This is a genomic window from Marivita sp., assembly GCF_020055635.1.
Classification (GTDB): Bacteria; Pseudomonadota; Alphaproteobacteria; order Rhodobacterales; family Rhodobacteraceae; genus Marivita.
Window position 1 is genome coordinate 17104 of sequence record NZ_JAIPUT010000001.1, and the last position, 15437, is coordinate 32540.

Here is a 15437-nt window from a genome sequence, read left to right on the forward strand (position 1 = left end):
GGTACACGTCCTGACCCAATGTTTCGCGCGCGAAACAAAAGGGCCGGTCTGGACCTATTCACGTTTCGTCAACCACATCCGCATGCAGGTGCCGTTCACCCCGGGCGTCGGCCAGACGGATCTGTCTCTGCCGTTCGCGGAACCGCGCCTTGTCTTCGTCCGTCGTCTCGTCGATGCACAGGTGACAGGACACGCCGGGTTCATATTCAGGCTTGTTCTTGTCGTCCGGCAGGATCGGGCGTCGGCAGGCATGGCACAAGAGATGCGGGCCTTCCCGAAGACCATGCCCGACGGATACGCGACCGTCGAACACAAAGCAGTCTCCCTGCCAGGTGCTCTGGTCCTGCGGCACCTCTTCGAGGTATTTCAGGATGCCACCCTTGAGATGGTACACCTCGTCCACACCCTGGCTGATCAGGTAGTTTGTGGATTTTTCGCAGCGAATACCCCCCGTGCAGAACATCGCGATGCGCTTGTTGTGAAAGCGGTCCTTGTTCTGCTCCCACCATTCGGGAAACTCGCGGAAGCTGTCGGTCCTGGGGTCGATCGCCCCTGCGAAGGTGCCGATGGCGACCTCGTAATCGTTGCGGGTGTCGATCACCGCAACATCCGGGCTTTGGATCAATGCGTTCCAGTCAGCAGGCTGCACATAATGCCCCACCCTGGCGCGCGGATCGACATCGGGCACACCCATGGTGACGATCTCTTTCTTCAGCCGCACCTTCATGCGCGGAAAGGGACGCTCTTTCGCGGTGGAGATCTTCCATTCGAGATCGGCGCAGCCGGGCAGGGCGCGCAGATGGGTTAACAGGTGGTTAATGCCCGCCTCGGGGCCAGCCACCGTGCCGTTGACGCCTTCACGGGCCAAAAGCAGCGTGCCGGTGATCGCGTTGTCGCGGCAAACGCCAAGCAACGGGTCCCGCAGGACCGCAGGATCGTCGAAGCGGGTGAAGTGATAAAGTGCGCAAACCGTAAACATGGGCGCGGAATTACGCCCGGTCGGGGCCGCTTGCAAGCCTCCGCAATGCCGCAACCCTTGACCCCTGGTGGCAGGGTTCTTACCCAAGACATACCCAACAGGAGGCCTGCCCCATGTCCGCGCTGATCGTCATCGACGTGCAAAACGATTTCTGCCCCGGAGGCGCATTGGCCGTGCCCGAAGGCGACGTGATCGTGCCGGGGATCAACGCGCTGATGGCCGAGGCCGAAGCGGTGGTGCTGACGCAGGATTGGCACCCGGCGGGTCATTCGAGTTTTGCTTCGCAGCATGCCGGGCAGGACCCGTACGGTCTGATCGATATGCCGTACGGACCGCAGGTGCTTTGGCCGGACCATTGCGTCATCGGGTCCGAAGGTGCGGCCTTTCACAAGGACCTGACCACCGACCGCGCCGAGATGGTGATCCGCAAGGGGTTTCGCCACGCCATCGACAGCTATTCCGCGTTCTTCGAGAATGATCACAGGACACCCACCGGGCTTGAAGGCTACCTGCGCTCGCGGGGGATCAGCACGCTGACGATGGTGGGCCTTGCCGCGGATTTCTGTGTCGCCTTTTCCGCCATCGACGCGGCCAGGCTGGGGTTCGATGTCACCGTCCGCATGGACCTGTGCCGCGCGATCGACCTGAGCGGGTCGCTTGCGACCGCGAAACAGGACATGGCGCAGGCCGGCGTGACGCTGGCATGAGCAAATCCGAGTCCCTGGGCCTGCGCCTTGGAAAGGCGCGGGTCGCGTCTGTTCCGGATGTGGCAGACCGGGCGCGCCGGGGTCTTCTGGCGTTTGCCTCGGCCATGGCGGAAAAGGGCCATTCCCCATCCGAGATCGCCACGCAGGTGTCGGACGGGTCAGCCGCGCAGGGGATTGGCCGCGTGGGCCTGTCGGCCCTGTCGACCCAAGGGTTGGCATGTGCCGAAGGCTGTGCCTTCTGTTGTATCCTCAACGGCGAGGATGGCGGTACGATCACCCAAGCCGAAGCGGTGGAATTGCACACCGCGCTGTCCCCTCTGTCCGGTCAGCCGGATGGACGCGGCTGGCACCCCAAGGCCTGTCCGGCCCTGGATCCGGAGACCCGGCGTTGCCGCGCCTACGCGGCGCGACCGATGATCTGCCGAAGCTATGTGTCGGGAGATGTCGCGGCCTGCGAACGTGTCGCCAAGGGCGAAGCGGCCGAAGGGCCGGGGACCTTGGCCCCGTACCACACCTATCTTGCGGCCATCGGGCTTTCGCGGGCGGCGTTGAAAGGGGCCAAGCGCGTGTCGACCTATTCGCTTGCCGCCGTGGCGGCGGGCGCGGTCGAGGGGCAGAGCCTTGACCGGACGCTTGCCTCTGCCCGTCACAAGCCCGGAGAGCTGGACGCGGAACTCAAGCGCAGCAAGCGCGACATGTCGCGGGCCAGCTGAGCGGGCGTTCCCGATTTCGCACAGGCGCGACCTTGCACGCACGGAGCCTCGGATTCCCCCTTTGCTGCCGCGTGCGAAACGATAGACTGGGCACCAGTACCGACACTGAGGGTGGGCCATGTTCGAACGGATCCTTGCGTTGTTTGACACCACAACGCCGCAGACGCAGCTGCCGCCCGCGGATGCGAAATTCGCTCTGGGCGCGCTCATGGTGCGGACCGCGATGGCGGACAAGGCATACCTGTTTCAGGAAGTCGAGGAAATCGACCGGGTGCTTGCCAGAATGTACGGGCTCAAGCCGCTTGAGGCGGCCAAGATGCGGGCGCAGTGCGAAAAGCTCGAACACGAATTGCCGCGCACCGAAGATCTTGCGGCGATCCTGACCGAGAATATCAGCGAGCAGAAGCGCGAGGCGGCGGTCGCGGCGCTTTGGGACGTGGTCTATGCCGATGGCAACCGCCACGCCAAGGAAGACATGCTGTTGGGTGAAATCGCCGGGCTTCTGGGTGTGGACGAAGCGACCTGCGAACGCATCCGCGACGAAGAAGTCGCGAACTGGGACAAGAATCACTGACACTGGACAAGTCGGGGCCGGATTGGTCTAAGCGACGCGCACGCGCCATCGGAGACCGCCATGGTTGATATCGCCACCCGCGTCTGGAATCACAAATGGAAGATCGACCCGATCGTGCGGTCGCTCATCGATACGGATTTCTACAAGCTGCTGATGTGCCAGTCGGTGTTCCGCAACCGGCGCGACACGCAGGTGACCTTCAGCCTGATCAACCGATCCAGCCATGTGCCCCTGGCCAAGCTGATCGACGAGGGCGAACTGCGCGAACAGCTGGACCATATCCGGTCACTGTCACTGCGCCGGAATGAAAGTACCTGGCTGCGCGGCAACACGTTTTACGGCAAGCGGCAGATGTTCCGCCCGGATTTCATGGAGTGGTTCGAGCAGTTGCGCCTGCCGCCCTATCACCTTGAGCGCGTCGGCGATCAGTACGAACTGACCTTCGAAGGGGCGTGGCCCGAGGTGATGCTGTGGGAGATCCCGGCTCTGGCGGTGCTGATGGAATTGCGCGGCCGTGCGGTGCTGAACGACATGGGGCGGTTCGAATTGCAGGTGCTCTATGCCCGCGCGATGACCAAGCTCTGGGAAAAGATCGAAAAACTGCGCGAGGTGCCGGAACTGCGCATCGCGGATTTCGGCACGCGGAGGCGACATTCCTTCCTGTGGCAGGATTGGTGTGTGCAGGCGATGTTCGAAGGGCTGGGAAACAGTTTCGTGGGCACGTCGAACTGCCTGATCGCCAAGAACCGCGATCTCGAGGCGATCGGCACCAATGCGCATGAACTCCCGATGGTCTATGCGGCGCTGGCCGAGGATGATGCGACGCTGAAGCGAGCGCCTTATGACGTGTTGGCCGACTGGCACGAGGAACACGAGGGCAATCTGCGCATGATCCTGCCCGACACCTACGGCACAGAAGGGTTCCTGCGGGACGCGCCCGACTGGCTGGCGCGGTGGACAGGCATCCGGATCGATTCCGGTGATCCCGCGACCGGAGCCGAAACCGCGATCCGCTGGTGGAAGGAACGGGGCGAGGACCCGACACAGAAACTGGTGATCTTCTCGGACGGTCTGGACGTGGACAAGATCCTCGAGCTTCAGGCGCAGTTTGCCGGCCGCGTGCGGGTGTCGTTCGGCTGGGGCACGTTGCTGACCAACGATTTCCGCGGGCTGACCGTGGATGACAGGCTCGCGCCGTTCAGCCTTGTCTGCAAGGCGATCGAGGCGAATGGCCGCCCGACGGTCAAGCTGTCGGACAACCCGAACAAGGCGATGGGACCACAGGATCAGATTGCGCGTTACAAGCGGGTCTTCGGGGTTGGCGACCAGACGCGGCTCGAGGTCTTGGTCTGAGCCTGCCAGGGGCGGCTGCGGGCATTGGCCCATGACCCCCTTGGATTTGCCCCTTTGCGCGGGTTAGGTCTTGGGTTAACGGCGCAGCTTGCACCACACCTGACAAGGAGTCGTCATGACGCAGAACCATCCAGTCTACGGGCGCATCGACGGGCCAATCGTGATGATCGGGTTCGGATCCATCGGCAAGGGCACGTGGCCATTGATCGAGCGGCATTTCGAATATGATGCGGACAGGTTCACCGTGATCGAACCGGATGCGGCGCAAGCGAATTTCCTGCGGCAGCACAAGCTGAACCATCTTCAGGTGGCCCTGACGCCGGAGAATTATCGCGAGGTCCTTGGAGAGTTGTTTGCCGAGCGCAAAGGATTCTGCGTGAACCTGTCGGTGGACACCTCGTCGCTTGACCTGATGAAGTACTGCCGCGAGATGGGGGTGCTTTACATCGACACCGTGGTCGAGCCCTGGGCGGGCTTCTATTTCGACACGACAGAGAATGCCCAGCGCACGAATTACGCGCTGCGCCAGAAGGTGCGGGACGAAAAGGCGGCCAATCCCGGCGGGACCACGGCGGTCAGTTGCTGTGGCGCCAATCCGGGCATGGTGTCGTGGTTCGTGAAAGAAGCACTGCTGACGCTGGCCAAGGATACCGGACACGCGGCCGACACGCCGAAGGATCGCGCCGGGTGGGCCGGGTTGATGCAGTCGCTGGGCGTCAAGGGCGTCCACATCGCCGAGCGCGACACGCAGGCCCGCCGCCAGCCCCGGCCGCGCGACGTGTTCGTGAACACCTGGTCGGTCGAGGGCTTCATCGCCGAGGGATTTCAGCCGGCAGAGCTGGGCTGGGGCACACACGAGACATGGTTCCCGGAGAACGGACATTCCCATGACACCGGCTGTCAGGCGGGGATCTGGCTTGAACGGCCGGGCGCGATCACGCGTGTGCACACCTGGTGCCCGACGCCGGGGCCGCAGTTCGGGTTCCTGGTGACGCATAACGAGGCGATCTCGATTTCCGATTACTACACCGTTGGTGACGCCGGTGCGCCGGAGTATCGGCCCACTTGCCACTATGCCTACCACCCGTGCGACGACGCGGTGCTGTCGCTGCACGAGATGTTCGGGTCGGGCAAGCAGCAGACGGTGCATCACATCCTGACCGAGGACGAGATCGTCGAGGGGAATGACGAGCTCGGTGTGCTTTTGTACGGTCATGCGAAGAACGCCTTGTGGTATGGCTCGCGCCTGTCGAACGCAGAGACCCGCGATCTGGCACCGTACCAGAACGCCACCGGGTTGCAGGTCACGTCTGCGGTGCTGGCCGGGATGGTCTGGGCGCTCGAGAACCCGCAGGCCGGGATCGTCGAGACCGACGAGATGGATCATGCCCGGTGCCTTGAGGTGCAGCGCCCCTATCTGGGGCCGGTCGAGGCGCATTATACCGACTGGACGCCGCTTCAGGACAGGTGGGAGCACTTTCCCGAAGATATCGACGAAAGCGATCCCTGGCTCTTTCGGAACGTGCTGGCGACCTGACCTTCGGGGTAATTCCGTTGCGCGTCAGGGCCGTTCGACCGCGTGGCGCTTGCGCAAGAGGCCAGCAGCCAGCGCGGGCAGGATCGCCGCGCCTATCAGCATGACTTCCGGGCTGAACGTGTCGGAAACCCATCCGGCGGTTACAGGGCCCAGCATGTTGCCCGTGGCGACGGCCAGCAGGGTCGTGGTGAAGCTGAGGGCCGGGGCATCGGGAAAAAGGCGTTCCGACCAGAGCGCAAGCACGGCGCTTGTCATCATCACGAATATCCCCTGAAGCCCCGCCGAGGCGATCAGCCCGATCCACGTGCCGGCGGCCGCCGCGACCAGAATCAAGGAGACCGCGCCGCAAAGCATCAGCCCGCGCAAGAGCCAGGGCAGGCCCAACCTGTCCTTCACGTTGCCCGTCAGAAGACCGGACAGGCCGAAAAGCCCGAAGAACACGAAGACAAGACCGGGTGTGATGGCCGTGGGCACACCGTCCAGCCCACCCCGGTTCCAGAAATGGTCGGCGGCGAAGGCGATGTAGATGCCCGAGACAATGCCGAAGACCAGCGCCATGGCAAAAAGCGGATGCGCCCTGGCGCGCAGAAGGTCACGCCAGTCAAGCCCATGATCGACGCGCGGCGCCATGTCTATGTCGCGCAGGCCAAAGGCGTTTATGACGAGGGCGGCGGCTGCGGCCCCGGCGAAAACCGCCCATCCCGCGCGCCAGTGCAGGTCGAGCCAGACCGTGCCGATCCCCACCAGCCCCGCAAGCGCGATGCCGAGGCTGGTGCCGGTGCTGATCCGCGCCAATGCGCTGGGGCGGTCCTGGTCGCGGATCTTGCGATGCACCGGATCGTTGAAGGGGGTCCAGGCGAACCCGGCGCTTGACGCGGCCAGGAACACGCCGAGGGCGAGGCTTGCCGGTGACTGCGCCAGCGCGACGCAGGCCAGACCGGCCAGCGCGGCGGCCAGGCCCGACAGAACCGGCAGTCTCGGACCCGCGCGGATGAGCAGCGCTTCGGCCAGGATCAGCCCGAGGAAGAAGCCGAAGAAGCCCAGGCCCGAAATCAGGCCCACCGCGGTGCTCGACAGCGAAAAGGCCGACTTGAACTCGGGCACGAAGAGGCCAAAGCCCATCCGCGCGGGCCCGTAGCTGATGGCGGTCGCCGCGAACCCGGCGAGTGACAGGCTTTGAAAATAAGTGATCGCGATCTCCTTGCCGAAGCAATGTCGCGGCGGCTGGTCCGGTTCCGCGCTAGGTCAGGCGGGGGCGGTGCCTTGCGGCGTGCTGCGGCGGCCGCGCATCAGGATCACGATCATGATGGCAATATTGGCGCCGTTCCAGACGATGCCGTTGACGAAGGCCCATTGGTAGCTGCCGGTCACATCGTAGATCCAGCCAGACAACCAGCCGCCCAGCGCCATGCCCATGATCGTCATCATCATGACGAACCCGACGCGGGCGCCGGCCTCGCGGCTGGGCATGTATTCGCGCACGATCACGGCATAGCTGGGCACGATGCCGCCCTGGCTGAGGCCGAACACCAGGCTGACAAGGTAAAGCGACACCAGCCCGCCTGCGGGCAGGTAGAGAAAGAGCGCGATGGCCTGAAGGGTCGATCCGATGAGCAGGGTCGGCACACCGCCGATCCGGTCGGCCAAGGTGCCCGAGATCAGGCGTGACACCACGCCCCCCATGAGCATCAGCGACAGCATCTCGGCGCCGACGGCCGCGCCAAAGCCGTAATCGACGCACAGCGCCACGATATGGACCTGCGGCATCGACATCGCCACGCAGCAGCCGATCCCGGCAAGCCCCAGCATCCATTGCAGCTGGCGCGGGGTGAATCCGGTGGCGCGGGTCCGGCTGGCCGATTGGGTGTCGGCGGCGGCGATGGCTTCGGCGGGCACGCGGGTGCGCAGCATCAGGGCCAGCGGCGGCATGATGAGCAGCGTCAGGATGGCTAGCGCCGTATAGCTCCAGCGCCAGCTGGCACCATCCGCCAGGTTGCCAAGCAGCAGCGGCCAGATCGCGCCGGACAGGTAATTGCCCGAGGCGGCGATGGCCACGGCAATGCCGCGGCGTTTCATGAACCATTGCGAGATGTCGGCGATCAGCGGACCAAAGCTGCAGGCTGTGGCAAAGCCGATGATGAACTGCATCGCGGTCAGGACAAGCAGCGACGGGCTGAGCGCGGCGAGCGTATAGGCGGCCGTCAGGGTGAGCGCGCAGGTCACGAGGGCTGTGGTGATCCCGAACCGGTCGACGGCGCGCCCGACATAGAAATTGCCCAGCGCAAAGCCGATCATGGTGAGCGTATAGGCCAGTGACACGTCCGCCCGGCCTGCGCCGAACTCCTCCTGCACCTCGGGCATCACCACGATGATCGCCCACATGCCGACATTGCCCATCACCGCGATCAGCAGGGTGATCAGCAGGCGGGTCCAGGAATAGCGGCTGTCGAGGATGGAGGGCGTGGTCATGCCGCCACTTTAGGCAGAAGACCGCGCGGGGCCAGCGGAAACTGCGTGGTTGACGACGCGGGGCAGGTTCGGTCTTGTCGCTGCCGGAGGTGACCCATGCAACAGATCGCCAGCCATGTGCTGAGGGACGCAGAGACCGAAGTCACCGTGCTGTCCATCGGCTGCGCCGTGATGGATTGGCGCGTGCGGGACCGGCCGGTCGTGCTGGGCTATCGCGATCCCGAACATTACCGCGAAAACCCGGCCTCCATGGGCGCGATCTGCGGACGCGTGGCGAATCGCATTGCCGACGCGCGGTTCGAACTGAACGGGGTCACCTATGAGTTGCCTGCAAATGGCGGGCGGCATCACCTGCATGGCGGTCCCGGCGGGTTGTCGCGGCGCAACTGGCAGATGTCGCCTGACGGGGATTGTGCGGTCGAACTGCAACTGCTGTCCGAGGATGGCGATCAGGGCTATCCCGGCCAGGTGTCGTTCCGGGTCGTGATGCGGCTTGAGAACGGAACGCTGACCTGGGAGATGGACGCCGTGCCGGATCGGGTGACGCCCATCAACCTGGCGCAACATCTGTATTTCAACCTCATGGGCAAAGGAACGGTGGCGGACCATACGCTGCGCGTGGATGCCGATCGGTACACCCCGAACGGGCCCGACCGCGTGCCTCTCGGTCGGGTCGAGCCGGTCGACGGGACAGCCTTTGACTTTCGCACCCCGGTCACGCTCGGGGATGGCGAAGGATGGGACGGCAATGTCGTTCTGAACGGCGGCGACGCGCCTGCAGCCGAGGTCATCGCACCGGACGGGACGCGGTTGCGGCTCTGGACCGACCGGCCCGGTCTGCAGGTCTATACCTCGAGCATGCTGAAGCCCGTTCTGCCCGAAGGGCCGGGGGCCGCACACCAGCCCTGGGGCGGGCTTTGCCTGGAGGCACAGGACTTTCCCAACGCGGTGAACGTGCCTGCCTTCGGATCGATCCTCTGTGCGCCGGATGCGCCCTATCGGCAGGTGACGTCGATCGAGATCGGATAACGGCGCCGCATCGGATGGTGATGTGGCGCATGGCCGGGTTGAACTCGGCTCTTTCCACCCGGCACCGGCGCCGGGGTCGGCGGAGGCGTTTGCATATTTGGAAAGAGAAGAAGGGCGCGGGTCAGTGCTTTCCGGTCGCCAGATCGCTGAGGATCGGACAATCGGGGCGGTTGTCTCCGGCGCAGCTTTGGACAAGCTCTGACAGCGTATCGCGCATCGATTGCAGTTGGGTGATCTTGTCCTCGATCTTGTCCAGATGCGCCTTGGCCAAGTGTTTCACGTCGGCACTGGCGCGGGTCTTGTCATCGTAAAGCGCAAGCAGCGTGCGGCAATCCTCGATGGTGAAACCAAGGGCGCGGGCGCGCCCGAGGAAGGCCAGCTTGTGCAGGTCGCTGTCGCGAAAACGGCGATAGCCGTTGGTGTCGCGCATGGGGGTGATCAGGCCGATCTCTTCGTAGTAGCGGATGGTCTTGGCGGGCAGGCCCGCGCGCTGGGCGACGTCTCCGATGTTCATGCCGGAACCTCCGATATCTGTTTGGCGGCCGGGGCGGGGTTGTCCTGCTGTGCGGGCGCGATCCGGCGCAGGCGCAGGGCGTTGCTCAGCACAAAGACCGAGCTGAGCGCCATCGCGCCGGCCCCCAGCATCGGCGACAGCAGGATGCCGAAGGCCGGGTAAAGTACGCCCGCCGCAACCGGGATCAGGGCGGCGTTGTAGGCGAAGGCCCAGAACAGGTTCTGACGGATGTTGCGCATCGTGCGGCGCGAGATCTCGACCGCGTTGACGACGCCCGACACCCGGCCCGAAGACAGCACGATATCGGCGGCCTCGATCGCGACATCCGTGCCCGTGCCGATGGCGAGCCCGATCTCGGCTTCGGCCAGAGCAGGCGCGTCGTTGATGCCGTCCCCGACAAAGGCGACGGGGCCGAATTGGTCGCGGAGCGCCTTGATCGCGTCGACCTTGCCATCGGGCAGGACCCCCGCGGTGACATGGTCGATGCCCAGTTGCTGCGCGATGGTCCGGGCGGCAGCGGGACTGTCGCCCGAGATCATCGCGACCTTCAGCCCGGCGGCGTGCAGCGCGTCGATGGCGGGCTTCGCGCCGGGCTTGATCTGGTCGGCCACGGCGAAGACAGCGGCCGCCTGCCCGTCGATGGCAAGACAGACCAGGGTGTGGCCCTTGTCGGCAAAGCGGGTGATGGCGCTGCCGACCGGTGACGTGTCCACGCCCTGCTCGATCAGCAGGCGCTCGGACCCGACCAGCAGCGCCTGGCCGTTGACGCGGGCCTTGAGGCCATAGCCGGGCACGGTTTCGCTCTCGGTGATCGCAGGCAGGTTCGTGGGTGCGGCGTTGATGATCGCGCGGGCGATGGGATGATCCGAGCTTTGCTCGGTCGCCGCCGCGAGCGCCAGCATGTGTTCTGCGTCGAACCCCGGTGTTGTGGCCTGGTCGACCAGGGTCGGACGGCCTTCGGTCAGGGTGCCTGTCTTGTCGAAGGCGATGACCCTGGCCGCATCGAGCCGTTGCAGGGCGTCACCCTTGCGGAAGAGCACGCCGAGTTCGGCGGCGCGGCCGGTGCCGACCATGATCGAGGTCGGCGTGGCAAGGCCCATGGCGCAGGGACAGGCGATGATGAGCACCGCGACCCCGGCCACCAGGGCATATCCCAGCGCAGGCGACGGACCGAATGTGAGCCAGGTCAGGACCGTGAGCACGGCGATGGCCAGGACGACCGGCACGAAGATGCGCACGACCTTGTCGGCCAGTGCCTGAATCGGCAGTTTCGCGCCCTGGGCGGTCTGCACCATGTCGATGATCCGGGCGAGCACGGTGTCCGACCCGACAGCGGTTGCGCGGTAGATGATGGGGCGTTGGCCGTTGATCGTGCCGCCGGTGACCGGATCGCCCTCGGACTTGGACACGGGCACCGGTTCACCGGTGATCATGGATTCGTCCACGAAGGAATTGCCCTCGGTCACCACGCCATCGACGGCGATGCGCGCGCCGGGGCGGGCTTCGATCAGATCGTCGGTTTCGACTTCGGACAGCGGAATTTCGGTGAAGGCCCCGTCGCGCAGCACGCGCACGGTGTCGGGGCGCAATCCGACAAGATGGCGGATCGCGGCGCCGGTGCGGCCCTTGGCCCGGGCCTCCATCCAGCGACCGGCCAGGATCAGGGTCACGATCACGCCTGCGGCTTCGAAATAGACGGCGCGGGTGCCCTCGGGCAGCAGGGCGGGCGCGAAGGTCGCGAGGGTGGAATAGCCCCACGCGGCCAGGGTGCCCAGGGCGACGAGGCTGTTCATGTCCGGGCTGCCCCTCGCCAGAAGCGGCAGGCCGATGCGGAAGAACCGGCGGCCCGGCCAGGCGAGCACCAGCGTGATCAACAGGAATTGCAGCACCCAGAAGCTCTGCATGCCAATGCTGCCCACGATGGCATGATGGAGCGGCGGGAAAAGGTGGCCGCCCATTTCGGTCAGGAACACCGGCAGGGTCAGCGCGCCCGCGATCAGCGTGTCGCGTTTCAGCGGCTCGATGTCGGAGGGCGCCTCTGTCGGGGCTTCGCCGGTCACAGGCTTGGCGGGATAGCCTGCCTCGGTCACGGTCTTGGCCAGCAGATCGGGCGTGACCGCGCCATCGAGGACGCGGACATTCGCTGTTTGCGCGGCGAGGTTCACATTGGCCGAAAGCACGCCGGGGACGTCCTGAAGCGCGCGTTCGACGCGGCCGGTGCAGGAGGCACAACTCATGCCGGAAATGCTCAGGCGATGGGTTGCCTCTTGCGCCGGGTAGCCAGCGGATTCGAGCGCGCCGCGCAGTGTTTCCGGTGACGCATCGCCGGTCACCTGTGCCATGCGGTTGGCGATGTTCACCGAGGCTTCGGTCACGCCGGGGGTGGCCTGCAAGGCGCGTTCGGCCCGACCGGCGCATCCGGCACAGCTCAGGTTGTCGACAGCAAATCGAAGCGTGGTCATGGGTCTGATCCTTTGGTCTGAGGATCAGATAAGGTTTCCAGTCACTGGAAGGTCAAGAGCCTTGTCACGAATTTCTGCCAATGAGCCCTGGCGGCGTGTTTCATTGTGACGGGGCCTGTCGGACAGCTGCGCGCACGCGTTCCCGGCAGTCTTCGCACAGCAAGGGAAGGCCGAAGCGCGACGCGGCACAGAGCAATGGCAGCAAGGCGGCAGGGGAGACCAGGAACCCGGCTTCCGCCAGAGCCGTGTCGCGGTCCTGCTCTGTTGCGGACATGACAAAGCGCGCGACAGAGGCTTCGTCGGACGAGATGCCTTTGGTTTCGGGCGAAAGAATGGTCAGCGCCTGCCAGCCATGTCTGTCGAGAAGGCTCTGCATCTGTTCGAAGGCTTGCAGGCAGGCCCGCGCACGAGGATCCCCCATGGAACGGCACAGGTCGTCCCAGATATCCGCCTGCGCGTCGGGGCCATGTTGCCAAGCCCGAAGGATTGCGACCACGCGCTTTTCCGGGCCGCGCAGATCGGTGTCGGACAGAAGGATACGCGCGTGATGCATGTCAGGCCTTTTCGCAATAGCTGGGAAAAGGCTAGCGGATTAATCCGACAGAAACAATCAGGAAATAGAGAGACGCCGAATGTCGCCGTCCGATAAACGGAAAAATTCGGCCGAGGGCGCGACCTCGCCGGTTAGTGACGTTTGGTGCAAAGATTGTCGGAAAGGACGAGTTCAATCCGGCCTGGACTAACCCGTCCCGCTCTCTGCCGCGATCTGGGCGCGGCTCTTGCGTTCGCGTTCGGTCGCCGACTTCAACTGGCCGCAGGCGGCCATAATGTCTTCACCGCGCGGTGTGCGGATGGGGCTGGCATAGCCGGCCTTGTAAAGGATGTCGGCAAAGGATTCGATGCGGGACCAGTCCGATCGTTCGTAAGGCGCGCCGGGCCATTCGTTGAACGGGATCAGGTTGATCTTGGCCGGGATGCCGGAGATCAGCTTGACCAGTCGGCGGGCGTCGGCGTCGCTGTCGTTCACGTCCTTCAGCATCACGTATTCAAAGGTGATGCGTTCCGAATTCGAGTTCTTCGGATATTCGCGCAGCGCATTCAGCAGCGTTTCGATGTTCCAGCGCTTGTTGATCGGCACCAGCCGGTCGCGCACCTCGTCGGTCGTCGCGTGGAAGGACACGGCCAGCAGACAGCCGATTTCCTCGGCGGTCTTGGCGATCTCGGGAACGACACCCGAGGTGGACAGCGTGATGCGGCGGCGCGACAGGGCGATGCCTTCGCCGTCCATCGCGATCTTCATGGCGTCGCGGACATTGTCGAAATTGTAAAGCGGTTCGCCCATGCCCATCAGGACGATGTTGGACAGCAGGCGCGGACCGTTTTCACCGGTGCCGACGCCCGGTTCGGGCCATTCACCCAGATCATCGCGGGCCAGCATGACCTGGCCGATGATCTCGCCAGCGGTCAGGTTGCGGACCAGTTTCTGCGTGCCGGTGTGACAAAACGAACAGGTGAGCGTGCAGCCGACCTGGGACGAGATGCACAGCGTGCCGCGGTCGGTTTCGGGGATGTAGACCACCTCGACCTCGTGACCGCCGGCGATCCGCACAAGATACTTGCGCGTGCCATCGGCCGAGACCTGCTTGGACACGATCTCTGGCAGGGCAATCTCGAAATGCGCGTCAAGTTGGGCGCGGTAGCCCTTGGCAAGGTTGGTCATGGCGTGAAAATCGCGCACACCCCATTGGTAGATCCACTGCCAGATCTGGTTGACCCGCATCTTGGATTGCTTTTCCGGCGTGCCCATCGCGATCAGAGCGTCGCGCAAGGCCGGGCGAGTCAGGCCGACGATATTCGTCTTGCCCCCTTCGGGCGCCTTGCGCGGGATGGTCAGAACGTCTTGCGTGATCGGTGCAGCGCCGGTCATTGGGTCAGCCTTTCTCGGAAAGAGATAAGGCACATATAGGATTCTTTACGATTTGCAAAAGAGAATGGCGGTCCAAGGTGCCGGAAAGCGCCTTGAACCGCATCACAAGCTCGCCTCGTCTCTATCAGAGCATCGTCCAGCCCTGGTACATCAGGCCGATCAGGAACGCCCCGCCCAGCGAAATCGCGATATAGAGCGTAAAGACCCGCGGTTTCACCAAGGCCCAGACCGCGATGGCGGCAGGCAGCGACGTCACGCCTCCGGCGACAAGAAACGCAAGGCCCGCACCGGACGCCATGCCCTGTTCCATCAGTCCGCTGATCAGCGGTAGGGCCGCATAGCCGTTGAGATAGGCCGGCACGCCGACAAGTGTCGCGATGGCAATGGGGCCGATGCCGGACCCGCCCAGCACCGAGGTGATGGTTTCGGCAGGGATATAGGCCAGCATCAGGCTTTCCAGCAAAAAGGCCAAAGTGAGCCATTGAGCGAGGAAGAGTGTCGTCTTGACCGCCTCCTTGCCGAATTTCTCGACCCGGTCGGACTGTTGCCAGAAACGCCAGACCACCGGTTTCGGGTTGCGGATTCTTGACGCGCCGCAGCCGCCATTCCCAACGCCGTCGCGGAGCGCGTCGTGCAGGACGTGGCTGCCCGCCAAGGCAAGGACGATGAAACCGCCCGCAACGCCCAGGCCAATGGCGGCAAGGGTCTTGGCGATTGCGAAGTCAAACCCCAGGACACCCGAGGTGAGCAGGAACATCGACGGATCCATCACCGGGGAGGCCAACCAGAAGGCCATGACGGCGGACAAAGGCACCCCCATCGTGAGCAACGCCGCGATGAGGGGAATCACGCCGCAAGAGCAGAACGGCGACAGGCCCCCGGCAAGCGCGGCCAGAAAGATCATCAGGGCCGGCGAGCCGGTGAAGGCCCGCGCGATCAGGTTGTCCGCGCCGGTTGCCACCGCCCAGGCGGCGATGCCGATGGACAAGAGCAGGTACGGCCCGGTTTTCATCAGCGACTGGAGGGTGAAGCCCAGGCTGTCCGTGGCCTGTGTCGGCGACACGAGCGCCAGCACGAGAACCAGAAGACCGGAGAGGATCCAGATCTTTTGTTTCTTCACCGCGGTCCAGAACTGGCTTGGCGGCGCATTGGAAGAGAGATCGGCCATGGCTG

At 64.5% G+C, this 15437-nt stretch carries 14 protein-coding genes; 6 read left to right on the forward strand and 8 right to left on the reverse strand.

What is annotated here, in order from left to right:
* Positions 1-58: 58 nt before the first annotated feature.
* Positions 59-979, reverse strand: coding sequence for a rhodanese-related sulfurtransferase (locus LCF60_RS00085; protein ID WP_292288966.1), 921 nt, complete (start codon positions 977-979; stop codon positions 59-61).
* Positions 980-1092: 113 nt separating this feature from the next.
* Here LCF60_RS00085 and pncA point away from each other — a divergent pair, with 113 nt between their 5' ends.
* From pncA to LCF60_RS00110, 5 genes are all read left to right on the forward strand, one after another.
* Positions 1093-1686 carry a bifunctional nicotinamidase/pyrazinamidase gene (gene pncA, locus LCF60_RS00090; protein WP_292288967.1) on the forward strand — a complete coding sequence of 198 codons (594 nt, stop codon included), beginning with the start codon at positions 1093-1095 and terminating at the stop codon, positions 1684-1686.
* Positions 1683-2399: a YkgJ family cysteine cluster protein gene (locus LCF60_RS00095; RefSeq protein ID WP_292288968.1), complete on the forward strand. Its 717-nt coding sequence runs from the start codon at positions 1683-1685 to the stop codon at positions 2397-2399. The genes pncA and LCF60_RS00095 overlap by 4 nt, the downstream gene beginning before the upstream one ends.
* 118 nt (positions 2400-2517) lie before the next feature.
* Positions 2518-2973, forward strand: coding sequence for a TerB family tellurite resistance protein (locus LCF60_RS00100; RefSeq protein WP_292288969.1), 456 nt, complete (start codon positions 2518-2520; stop codon positions 2971-2973).
* Positions 2974-3033: 60 nt separating this feature from the next.
* Entirely contained in the window at positions 3034-4326 is a 1293-nt protein-coding gene (gene pncB, locus LCF60_RS00105; RefSeq protein ID WP_292288970.1) for a nicotinate phosphoribosyltransferase, read from the forward strand.
* A gap of 115 nt (positions 4327-4441) precedes the next feature.
* Positions 4442-5863: a saccharopine dehydrogenase NADP-binding domain-containing protein gene (locus tag LCF60_RS00110; RefSeq protein ID WP_292288971.1), complete on the forward strand. Its 1422-nt coding sequence runs from the start codon at positions 4442-4444 to the stop codon at positions 5861-5863.
* A gap of 24 nt (positions 5864-5887) precedes the next feature.
* Here the strand turns inward: LCF60_RS00110 and LCF60_RS00115 are convergent, their stop codons facing one another.
* Both LCF60_RS00115 and LCF60_RS00120 read right to left on the reverse strand, forming a co-directional pair.
* Complete coding sequence (locus LCF60_RS00115) at positions 5888-7060, reverse strand: MFS transporter (RefSeq protein WP_363318371.1); 1173 nt, start codon at positions 7058-7060, stop codon at positions 5888-5890.
* 48 nt (positions 7061-7108) lie between these two features.
* Complete coding sequence (locus tag LCF60_RS00120) at positions 7109-8332, reverse strand: MFS transporter (RefSeq protein ID WP_292288972.1); 1224 nt, start codon at positions 8330-8332, stop codon at positions 7109-7111.
* A 96-nt stretch (positions 8333-8428) separates the two neighbouring features.
* Here LCF60_RS00120 and LCF60_RS00125 point away from each other — a divergent pair, with 96 nt between their 5' ends.
* A complete protein-coding gene (locus tag LCF60_RS00125; RefSeq protein WP_292288973.1) occupies positions 8429-9361 on the forward strand; it encodes an aldose epimerase family protein in 933 nt (310 codons plus the stop codon).
* A 121-nt stretch (positions 9362-9482) separates the two neighbouring features.
* On the opposite strand, the gene cueR is transcribed toward LCF60_RS00125, so the two are convergent.
* From cueR to LCF60_RS00150, 5 genes are all read right to left on the reverse strand, one after another.
* On the reverse strand, positions 9483-9875 hold the full coding sequence (gene cueR / locus LCF60_RS00130; RefSeq protein ID WP_292288974.1) for a Cu(I)-responsive transcriptional regulator: 393 nt from the start codon (positions 9873-9875) through the stop codon (positions 9483-9485).
* A complete protein-coding gene (locus LCF60_RS00135) occupies positions 9872-12337 on the reverse strand; it encodes a heavy metal translocating P-type ATPase (RefSeq protein ID WP_292288975.1) in 2466 nt (821 codons plus the stop codon). The genes cueR and LCF60_RS00135 overlap by 4 nt, the downstream gene beginning before the upstream one ends.
* A gap of 100 nt (positions 12338-12437) precedes the next feature.
* Entirely contained in the window at positions 12438-12890 is a 453-nt protein-coding gene (locus LCF60_RS00140; RefSeq protein WP_292288976.1) for a hypothetical protein, read from the reverse strand.
* A 186-nt stretch (positions 12891-13076) separates the two neighbouring features.
* Positions 13077-14264 carry a 23S rRNA (adenine(2503)-C(2))-methyltransferase RlmN gene (rlmN, locus tag LCF60_RS00145; RefSeq protein ID WP_292288977.1) on the reverse strand — a complete coding sequence of 396 codons (1188 nt, stop codon included), beginning with the start codon at positions 14262-14264 and terminating at the stop codon, positions 13077-13079.
* 124 nt (positions 14265-14388) lie between these two features.
* Positions 14389-15432, reverse strand: a complete 1044-nt coding sequence (locus LCF60_RS00150; RefSeq protein ID WP_292288978.1) for a permease — start codon at positions 15430-15432, stop codon at positions 14389-14391.
* Positions 15433-15437: the final 5 nt, after the last annotated feature.

Bases quoted from the DNA above. Each gene is read 5' to 3' on its own strand.
- rlmN (WP_292288977.1), bottom strand. From the start codon at position 14,264: ATGACCGGCGCTGCACCGATCACGCAAGACGTTCTGACCATCCCGCGC.
- pncA (WP_292288967.1), top strand. From the start codon at position 1,093: ATGTCCGCGCTGATCGTCATCGACGTGCAAAACGATTTCTGCCCCGGA.
- LCF60_RS00120 (WP_292288972.1), bottom strand. From the start codon at position 8,332: ATGACCACGCCCTCCATCCTCGACAGCCGCTATTCCTGGACCCGCCTG.
- LCF60_RS00140 (WP_292288976.1), bottom strand. From the start codon at position 12,890: ATGCATCACGCGCGTATCCTTCTGTCCGACACCGATCTGCGCGGCCCG.
- pncB (WP_292288970.1), top strand. From the start codon at position 3,034: ATGGTTGATATCGCCACCCGCGTCTGGAATCACAAATGGAAGATCGAC.
- LCF60_RS00100 (WP_292288969.1), top strand. From the start codon at position 2,518: ATGTTCGAACGGATCCTTGCGTTGTTTGACACCACAACGCCGCAGACG.
- cueR (WP_292288974.1), bottom strand. From the start codon at position 9,875: ATGAACATCGGAGACGTCGCCCAGCGCGCGGGCCTGCCCGCCAAGACC.
- LCF60_RS00135 (WP_292288975.1), bottom strand. From the start codon at position 12,337: ATGACCACGCTTCGATTTGCTGTCGACAACCTGAGCTGTGCCGGATGC.
- LCF60_RS00150 (WP_292288978.1), bottom strand. From the start codon at position 15,432: ATGGCCGATCTCTCTTCCAATGCGCCGCCAAGCCAGTTCTGGACCGCG.
- LCF60_RS00085 (WP_292288966.1), bottom strand. From the start codon at position 979: ATGTTTACGGTTTGCGCACTTTATCACTTCACCCGCTTCGACGATCCT.
- LCF60_RS00095 (WP_292288968.1), top strand. From the start codon at position 1,683: ATGAGCAAATCCGAGTCCCTGGGCCTGCGCCTTGGAAAGGCGCGGGTC.
- LCF60_RS00110 (WP_292288971.1), top strand. From the start codon at position 4,442: ATGACGCAGAACCATCCAGTCTACGGGCGCATCGACGGGCCAATCGTG.
- LCF60_RS00125 (WP_292288973.1), top strand. From the start codon at position 8,429: ATGCAACAGATCGCCAGCCATGTGCTGAGGGACGCAGAGACCGAAGTC.